This window comes from Campylobacter concisus, from assembly GCF_902460625.1.
Taxonomy (GTDB): Bacteria; Campylobacterota; Campylobacteria; order Campylobacterales; family Campylobacteraceae; genus Campylobacter_A; species Campylobacter_A concisus_AD.
In genome coordinates, this window is sequence record NZ_CABPUT010000002.1 from 129,330 (window position 1) to 137,634 (window position 8,305).

The 8,305-nt window shown below is 37.1% G+C and carries 5 protein-coding genes and 1 pseudogene; all 6 read left to right on the top strand.

Annotated features, from left to right (window positions below):
• Nucleotides 1-130: 130 nt before the first annotated feature.
• The 6 genes and pseudogenes from selA to fdh3B all read left to right on the top strand — a co-directional run bounded on the left by selA (nt 131) and on the right by fdh3B (nt 8,135).
• Nucleotides 131-1,456 carry an L-seryl-tRNA(Sec) selenium transferase gene (gene selA, locus F3G69_RS01090; protein WP_149714171.1) on the top strand — a complete coding sequence of 442 codons (1,326 nt, stop codon included), beginning with the start codon at nt 131-133 and terminating at the stop codon, nt 1,454-1,456.
• Nucleotides 1,453-3,273: a selenocysteine-specific translation elongation factor gene (selB, locus tag F3G69_RS01095; RefSeq protein ID WP_149714172.1), complete on the top strand. Its 1,821-nt coding sequence runs from the start codon at nt 1,453-1,455 to the stop codon at nt 3,271-3,273. Before selA ends, selB begins: the two co-directional genes overlap by 4 nt.
• A 53-nt stretch (nt 3,274-3,326) precedes the next feature.
• Nucleotides 3,327-4,067: a thioredoxin fold domain-containing protein gene (locus F3G69_RS01100; RefSeq protein ID WP_103600726.1), complete on the top strand. Its 741-nt coding sequence runs from the start codon at nt 3,327-3,329 to the stop codon at nt 4,065-4,067.
• A gap of 302 nt (nt 4,068-4,369) precedes the next feature.
• Nucleotides 4,370-4,576: a twin-arginine translocation signal domain-containing protein gene (locus F3G69_RS01105; protein ID WP_009294906.1), complete on the top strand. Its 207-nt coding sequence runs from the start codon at nt 4,370-4,372 to the stop codon at nt 4,574-4,576.
• An 11-nt stretch (nt 4,577-4,587) separates the two neighbouring features.
• Nucleotides 4,588-7,494 (top strand): annotated as a pseudogene (locus F3G69_RS01115) (formate dehydrogenase subunit alpha); the annotation flags it as partial.
• An 80-nt stretch (nt 7,495-7,574) separates the two neighbouring features.
• Nucleotides 7,575-8,135 carry a formate dehydrogenase FDH3 subunit beta gene (fdh3B, locus tag F3G69_RS01120; protein ID WP_021090689.1) on the top strand — a complete coding sequence of 187 codons (561 nt, stop codon included), beginning with the start codon at nt 7,575-7,577 and terminating at the stop codon, nt 8,133-8,135.
• Nucleotides 8,136-8,305: the final 170 nt, after the last annotated feature.

The following is an 8,305-nucleotide window of genomic DNA, read 5'->3' on the forward strand; positions in this document are numbered from 1 at the left end:
GCTTATTTTAATATTAATGGGATTAATGGACTCTGAATTTTATATGTTCCTTTTTGCTCTAAGGTTTAATTTATAATATTTTTTATGTTAAAATCACGGCTTGGTAAAACTAACTTACTAGGAGCACGAATTGAGCGATTTAAGAGATATCCCACAAGTTGATAAGATTATAAAAAACGAAGCATTTTCAGGATTTGATATAAATTTAGTCACATTGCTTGCGAGACAAATTTTAAATGAAGTTAGAGCTAAAATTTTAAATGAAAATGAAAATTTTGCGTTGCAAGAAATAATAGATTTAATCCTAAACGAATATCATAAATTTAATGAATCAAGCCTTCAAAGAGTGCTAAATTTAACCGGTGTAACCATTCACACAAACCTTGCTAGAAGCGTTATCGATAAAGAAATTTTAAGCCGTGCAACTCCGGTAATCACAGGGTATTCAAACCTTGAATATAACCTAAAAACAGGCAGTCGTGGCAACAGATACGACTATATCGGTGAGATGATCGCAAGAGCATTTGGTTTTGAGGACGCTATCGTCGTAAATAATAACGCAAGTGCAGTATTTTTGGTGCTAAATACCTTTGCAAAGGGTAAGGAAGTGATTGTTAGCAGAGGCGAGCTAGTCGAGATCGGCGGTAGTTTTAGAGTGCCGGAAGTTATGGCAAATGCGGGCTGCTTTTTGAAAGAGGTTGGTACGACAAACAAAACTAAGCTAAAAGACTACGAAGAGGCAATTAGTGAAAATACGGCGATGCTTGTAAAGGTTCATCGCTCAAATTTTGACATCGTGGGCTTTAGCGAAGAGGTTACAGCAAATGAACTAAGTAAATTGGCATGTGAGCAAAAATTGATAGATTATTTTGATCTTGGCAGTGGATTTTACGGAAATTTGCCATTTAACTTAGATAAAAATGAGCCAGATCTAAAAAATTTAAAAGATGTTTCGCTAGTTAGTTTTAGTGGCGATAAGCTGCTTGGTGCGGTGCAGTGTGGCATAATAGTTGGCAAAAAAGAGCTCATCGCAAAGCTTAGAAAAAATCAGCTTTTAAGAATGCTTCGCGTAGATAAAGTGATCATCTCGCTTTTGGTTGAGAGTATGAAAGCTTATTTAAATAAAGAATTTGAGCTAATCACAACGCAAAAACTACTTCACAAAAGCGTAAAAGAGCTTGAAAACTTAGCAAATTTTATAAATAAAAATCTAAAAACTCCGCTTGAGATAGTTCGTACACAAACCTTTGTAGGAGGCGGTGCGATGCCAAATAAAAAAATTCCAAGTATGGCTTTGGCGGTTAGTGGAGATGCAGTTTTAAATGAGCAGAAATTTAGGCAAAAAAAGGTGATCGGCCGTATAGAAAATGATAAATTTTTACTTGATTTAAGAACGCTTTTAGATGAAGATGTAAATGAACTAATAAAAATAATAAATGAAACGGAAGAAAAATGAGTCTAATAATAGGAACAGCAGGGCATATCGACCACGGAAAAACCGCGCTTATAAAGGAGCTAAACGGCTTTGAGGGGGATAATCTTGAAGAGGAGAAAAAACGTGGCATAACGATTGATCTAAGCTTTTCAAATTTAAGTAAAAATGATGAAAACATCGCATTTATAGACGTGCCTGGGCATGAAAATCTCATAAAAACGATGATAAGTGGCGCGTATGGCTTTGATGCGTGCTTGTTTGTGGTGGCGGCAAATGACGGCCTTATGCCTCAAAGCTTGGAGCACCTTGAAATTTTAAATCTCCTTGGTGTGAAGTCTTTGATCGTGGCACTTACAAAGTGTGACCTCGTAGATGAAGCGACTATAAATTTAAGAAAAAAAGAGATAAGAGATGAAATTTCTAAATTTAAAAACCTGCAAATTTTAGAAATTTTTGCCGTTAGTATAAAGGACAAGGCAAGCATTGACGAGCTTAGAAACTACCTCTTTACGCTAAGAGCTAAAAAGCGCGATGAAGAGGGCGTTTTTAGATACTACATCGATAGGGTCTTTAGCCTAAAAGGTATCGGAAATGTCGTAACTGGCACCGTTATAGAGGGAAGCGTTAGTAAAAATGAGAAGCTTTTTAACTACGATGCTGGCAAAGAGGTGCTAGTAAGAAGCGTGCAAAGCCACGATAAATTCATTGGTAGTGCAGGGGTTAGCAGCCGAGTGGCGCTTAATCTAACTGGCATCGAGCTAAGCGAGCTAAAAAAGGGTCAGCTACTTAGCAAAAAGGGCTATTTTAGGGGATTTAGAGAGGTTGATGCGGTCGTAACTGCTAAAAATTTGATTCACTCGCAAAGCGTAACCTTTTGCGTAGGAGCTAAAAATGTGCCTGCAAAGGTGCTAATCCTTAGCCAAAAAGATGATAGTTACTTTGTTACCTTTAAATTTCAAAGCGATATGTTTTTGAAATTTGACGAGGCATTTGTGCTTATCTCAGATGCACGCGTGATAGGCGGTGGTAGAGTGCTAAATCCTGTGCTTGAGCCACTAAAAAAAGCTGGCAAAATTCTCTTTTTGGCTGCACTTTTAAAGTATGATTTCGTTGGGGCATTTTCTATACTTAAAGAAGCCCACAAAAATGGCTTTGGCATCATCTCTTCTTATCAAAGGTTTGGACTAAGTCACGAAGAGGCCGTAAATGTGGCCAAAAAAGTCTCAAACGTCTTTGTCGATGAAAAGGCTTTAAATATCTATGATCTAAGCGCGGTTGAGCGGATAAAGTCTGTGGTTAAATTTATGATAGAGAAAAATGAATTTGCTGTCTTTTCAGCTCAAAGCATCAGCCTAAAACTTGCTTGGGCTAGTTTAAATTTAGCTCAAAAAGCACTTGATGAGCTTGAGGGTATAAATTTAATCTCTAAAAATGATGGTGTCTATACAAAAAAAGGCGTTGATATAAGCAAACTAAAAGTAAGGCTTGAAGAGAAAATTTATGAAATTTTAGAAAGCGGAAAGCTAGCTCCAACGGCACCTTATAATATATATGATGAGCTGGAAATAGATAGGCTAAGTGGCGATAATGCCCTTAAAAAGCTAACTACAATTGGCAGAGTTGTAAGGCTGGAGCATAATCTTTTTATCACTAGAAATTCGCTAAAAATGGCACTTGATAAGCTAAGGGAGATAATAAAAAATCAAGGCTTTGTAAATGTCACAAACGCCAAGGATGCACTAAATTTAAGCAGAAAATATGTAATCGCTTATCTTGAGCAGCTCGATATTGAGAGTGACATAATGAAGCAAGGAAATGACAGAGTCTTTCGTGGTTAGTATTCATTTACAAAAAGCAAATATAATCCGCCAAATTTTTAAAAAGGAAAAAAATGAAAAAAGTGGTTTTGGCCTCAATATTAGCGGCAACTAGCCTAATGGCAGCTAGTAATAAGCAAATAGAAGATTTTTACTCAGAAGTTTTTAAAAATCAAAATATCGATGGTGTTAATGTAAAAGTCGTAGAACGCACTAAAATTTTAGATGATATAGAAAAAGTAAGCTTAAAATTTAGCAAAGGAGATATGTCTCAAGAAGATGTGACTTTTGTTAAGGGCGATCTTATGTTTCCTGATGTTGTAAATTTAAAGGAGCAAAAGTCTTATTTGGCTGAAGAAAAAAAGGTAATCGCAGAAAAAGCAGCACTTGATTTAGTAAAATCACTAGCTAAAATTTATAAAAATGAAGACAAGGCAAATGTTGTAACTCTTGGCAATGATAGCAAAAAGCCAACTCTTATCATGTTTTCAGATCCTGAATGCCCATATTGTAGAGCCGAGCTAGCAAAGATTGAAACGACATTAAAAGACAATAACGTTGAAATTATCTTAACTCCAGTGCATGAACTATCGTCTTTGCAAAAAAGTGCTTTGATCTATAAAGATATCAAAAATGCAAAAAGTGATAGCGATAAGGTTAAAATTTTAAGAAAGTATTTCTCTGAAGATTATAACGTAGATGAAAAAAATGTTAGCAAAGAAGAGAGCGACAAGATTGATACTTTACGTAAAAAATATTTCTCAGCTGGCGTTAGATCAGTGCCATTTATAATAAATAAAAGTGATTTAAAATAATCTTTTCTAGGGAGCTCTCCCTAGAATTTATACTTTAAATTAGCCTTTCTCTCAAAATTCATAAAAGTTAAAATATTAAATATATTTTCTTATATTTTTAACAATAACTTAACATATTTAATTAAAGCTTTATATTTACTTTGATTATCTTGCAATTATGCTAAATTTGCAGAGTTTAAATCTAGGCTATAAAAAGCCCTGAAATAGGCCTTGCAATATTTTAGAATTTCTAAAGTTGCAAATTGTGAAGACCAATCAAACCAAATTCTCAAATTTTTAAGTTTGAGAGCTAAGGAGAAAAAATGCAAGGATCAAGAAGAGATTTTCTAAAAAAATCTCTAAAAGTCGGTGCTGCCGGCGGTGTACTAGCAGTCTCAGCCGTAGCAAAAGTGACTAGTGACGACTTAGCTCCTGATGACAATGGTGTCGTCGTTGGCAAGTCAAACAAAAAAGAGGTGCTTTATAAAAAAAGCAAGAACTGGGAAACCTACTATAAAATCGCTTACTAAGGGAGAAAACCATGAGTGATGCACGTATAGGAAGACGTTCATTTTTAAAGCTAGCCGCACTTGGTGCTGGAAGCACAATGGCTTTTGGAGAAAATGAAACGATAAGAAAAGCAAGTGATGAGGAGATAAAAAATCCTTTCCCTGGCTCAAAAAAGGTTAGAACGATTTGTTCTATTTGCTCAGCAGGCTGTGGTATCGAGGCTGAGGTAAAAGATGGTGTTTGGGTTCGTCAAGATATGGCGATGCATCATCCGATATCTCAGGGCTCACACTGCTCAAAAGGTATCGATCAGATCGACCTTACACACAGCAAACAACGCATCAAATATCCTATGAAAAAAGTTGATGGTAAATGGCAAAGAATTTCATGGGACCAAGCTGTAAACGAGATCGGCGATAAGATGCTTCAGATCCGCAAAGAAGATGGCCCTGATAGTGTTGTTTTCTTAGGATCGGCTAAATTTAATAACGAGCAATCATATTACTTTAGAAAATTTTGTGCATTTTGGGGTACAAACAGTAACGATCACGTAGCAAGAATTTGACATAGCGCAACAGTCGCCGGTGTGGCGAATACTTGGGGTTATGGCGCGATGACAAACCACTTTGGAGATATGGCTGCAAACTCAAAATGTATATTTATCATTGGAGCAAACCCAGCTGTGGCAAACCCAGTTGGTGGCATGAAGCACACTTTACAAGCTAAAGATAGAAACAATGCAAAAGTAATTGTAGCTGATCCAAATTTTACAAAGACAGCTGCACATGCTGATCTTTATTTGAGACAAAGATCAGGAACTGATATTGCACTTGTTTATGGTCTTATTCACATTATTCTTAAAAATGGTTGGGAAGATAAAGAATTTATAGAAAATAGAACTTATGGTATTGATGAGATAAGAAAAGAGGCTGAGCACTGGACACCAGAGGTTACGTCTGATGTTACTGGAGTACCAGTTGATAAGCTACTAAAAGCTGCAGATATCCTAGCTCATACAAAACCGGGTACTGTTGTTTGGGCTCTTGGTATAACTCAACACTCAGTTGGTACATCAAATACAAGAATTTTACCTATCCTTCAACTAATCCTAGGAAATATGGGTAAAGCAGGTGGTGGCTGTAATATCATTCGTGGACACGACAACGTTCAAGGCTCAACTGATATGTGCAACCTTTCAGATAGCTTGCCAATGTATTATGGCTTAACTGATGCAGCATGGAAATATTACTGCAAAGGCTGGGGCGTTGATTATGATGAATTTATTAAACGCTTTGCGGTCTCAACAAAAGAGCCAAAACAAGGCGGCACTCCTGTTAAAAACACAGTCTTTGAAGAGTATTATTACCACGATCCTAAACATCCAGAAGATAGAAACTGGAGAAACGAAAAAGGCTGGTCACTTTCAAAATGGTGGCAAGGCGTCTTGAAAGAGGAGAATACATTTAGTAGTGGCGCATTAAGAGTTCTTTGGGTTCAAGGAACTGGTCTAACATCTATGGCGCACCTAGCTAAAATTCAAGAAGCGGCTTCAAAACTAGATATGATCGTTGTGGCTGAGCCATTTGTAAATGAAATTTCTATCCTTTCAGATAGAAAAGATGGCGTTTATATCTTGCCAGTAGCGACTGCATTTGAAAATGAAGGTCACCTAAGTGCTACAAACCGCTCAGGACAATGGAGAACAAAAGTTGTTGATCCACTTTATGAGAGCAAGGGCGATCACGAAGTAATGTTCTTATTTGCTAAGAAATTTGGCTTTTACGATGAATACGTAAGAGGCATGAAAATGGGTATCGTAGATCATGAAATAAAACAAGTAAAAGATGATTTTGTATGGCCTGATGATGCGACAAATGAGATAGCAAGAATTGGAAATTCTATAGGTTATGGTGGTAGAACAGCTGAGATGTTTAGACGTCATCAAGCAAACTGGGATAAATTTGACCCAGATACGCTAATAGGTATTGGTGGTGAAGTTAAAGGCGAGTACTACGGTAAACCATGGCCAGCATGGGATGAAAAACACCCTGGAACTCCAATACTATATGATATGAGTAAGCCTTATGTTGAAGGTGGTTCAGGCTTTAGAAATCGCTTTGGACTCGAACATAATGGCGTTAGTCAGCTAGCTAGCGAAGAGACAACGCTTGTTGGCTCAGCTATAAAAGGTGGCTATCCACAAATCACAAAAGAGAATATAGAAAAAGTCTTAGGTATAACTCTAACTGAAGAAGAGAAAGCTAAGATGGGACCAAGCTGGAGTATGGATTATAGTGGTATTATCTTTGAAAAATGTCGCGAAAAAGGTGTTGTACCTTATGGTAATGCAAGAGCAAGAGCTATCGTTTGGGAATTCCTTGATCCTATTCCAAAACATAGAGAGCCTGTTCACTCACCACGCTGGGATCTTGTTCAAAAGTATCCGACATTTGAAGATCAAGCTAGAAATTTCCGTGTTTCTACTAAGTTTAAGTCAGAGCAACAAGCAAAAGATTGGTCAAAAGAATTTCCTATCGTATTTAGTACGCAACGTGTCGTAAACTTAAGTGGTGCTGGTATGATCGAAAGAACTAGTAAATATCTATCAGCTATTACGCCAGAGATGTTTGCTAATGTTAATCCAGAGCTAGCTTTAAAATACGGCATAAAAGACCGCGATATGATGTGGATCCACAGCCCACAAGGCACAAAGATCAAAGTAAGATGCTATCACAGCCAGATGGTAACTCCAGATAGAATTTGTATGCCATACAACTTCGCTGGTATTATGCAAGGCGTTGATCTTTCAGCTCGCTATCCAGAGGGCACTAAGCCTTATGTTATTGGTGAAAGTTATAACACCGTTACTAACTACGGATTTGACCCAGTTACTCAAATTTCAGAGTTTAACGCAGGTCTTTGCCGTATAGAAAAAGCTGAGGAAAATACATTTAAAACATCGTTTTTCCATGAATATGGCGAGAGAGACGCCATGGGTAAAGAGTAAGGAGGAATAAAATGGCAAGAATGAAATTTTTCGTAGATACTGATAGATGTATTAGTTGTTATGGTTGCCAAGTTGCTTGCTCTTCTGCTCATGAACTTCCAGTGGGAATCTATAGAAGAAAGGTCATTACACTTCATGATGGTATCGAAGGTAAAGAGGTTTCAACTACTATTGCATGCCAACACTGTACTGATGCACCTTGTGAGCAAGTTTGCCCGGTCGATTGTTTCTACATTAGAGCTGATGGCATCGTGCTCCATGATAAAAATATATGCATAGGCTGTGGTTACTGCTTATATGCTTGTCCGTTTGGTGCACCACAGTTCCCTAAAGATGGAGCATTTGGTGTAAAGGGCGTTATGGATAAATGTACAATGTGCGCAGGCGGTCCAGAGCCAACAAACTCACACGAGGAGAGAGAGCTTTACGGTCAAAATAGAATGGCCGAAGGAAAAGTGCCTATGTGTGCGGCTGTTTGTGCTACAAATGCACTTTTAGTTGGAGATGCGGCTGAAGTATCAAATGTATATCGCAAACGCGTTATGCTAAGAAATACTGGGCTAAATGCCTAACAAGAAGGAGAGCAAATGCTCTCCTTTAAATTCTAAATTTTTAAACTTAAAGCCTTTTCATTTTTTATAAAACTACTATTTTTATATTCAAAAGATAAATTTTAAATTTACATTAGAAATTTCTAAAACCATTTAAAATTGGCTATTTGAAGACAAATTTCTCTTTATTA

What these genes read in the sequence shown, in the direction of transcription:
- selB (WP_149714172.1), top strand. Translation starts at nt 1,453, where the DNA reads ATGAGTCTAATAATAGGAACAGCAGGGCATATCGACCACGGAAAAACC.
- F3G69_RS01100 (WP_103600726.1), top strand. Translation starts at nt 3,327, where the DNA reads ATGAAAAAAGTGGTTTTGGCCTCAATATTAGCGGCAACTAGCCTAATG.
- fdh3B (WP_021090689.1), top strand. Translation starts at nt 7,575, where the DNA reads ATGGCAAGAATGAAATTTTTCGTAGATACTGATAGATGTATTAGTTGT.
- F3G69_RS01105 (WP_009294906.1), top strand. Translation starts at nt 4,370, where the DNA reads ATGCAAGGATCAAGAAGAGATTTTCTAAAAAAATCTCTAAAAGTCGGT.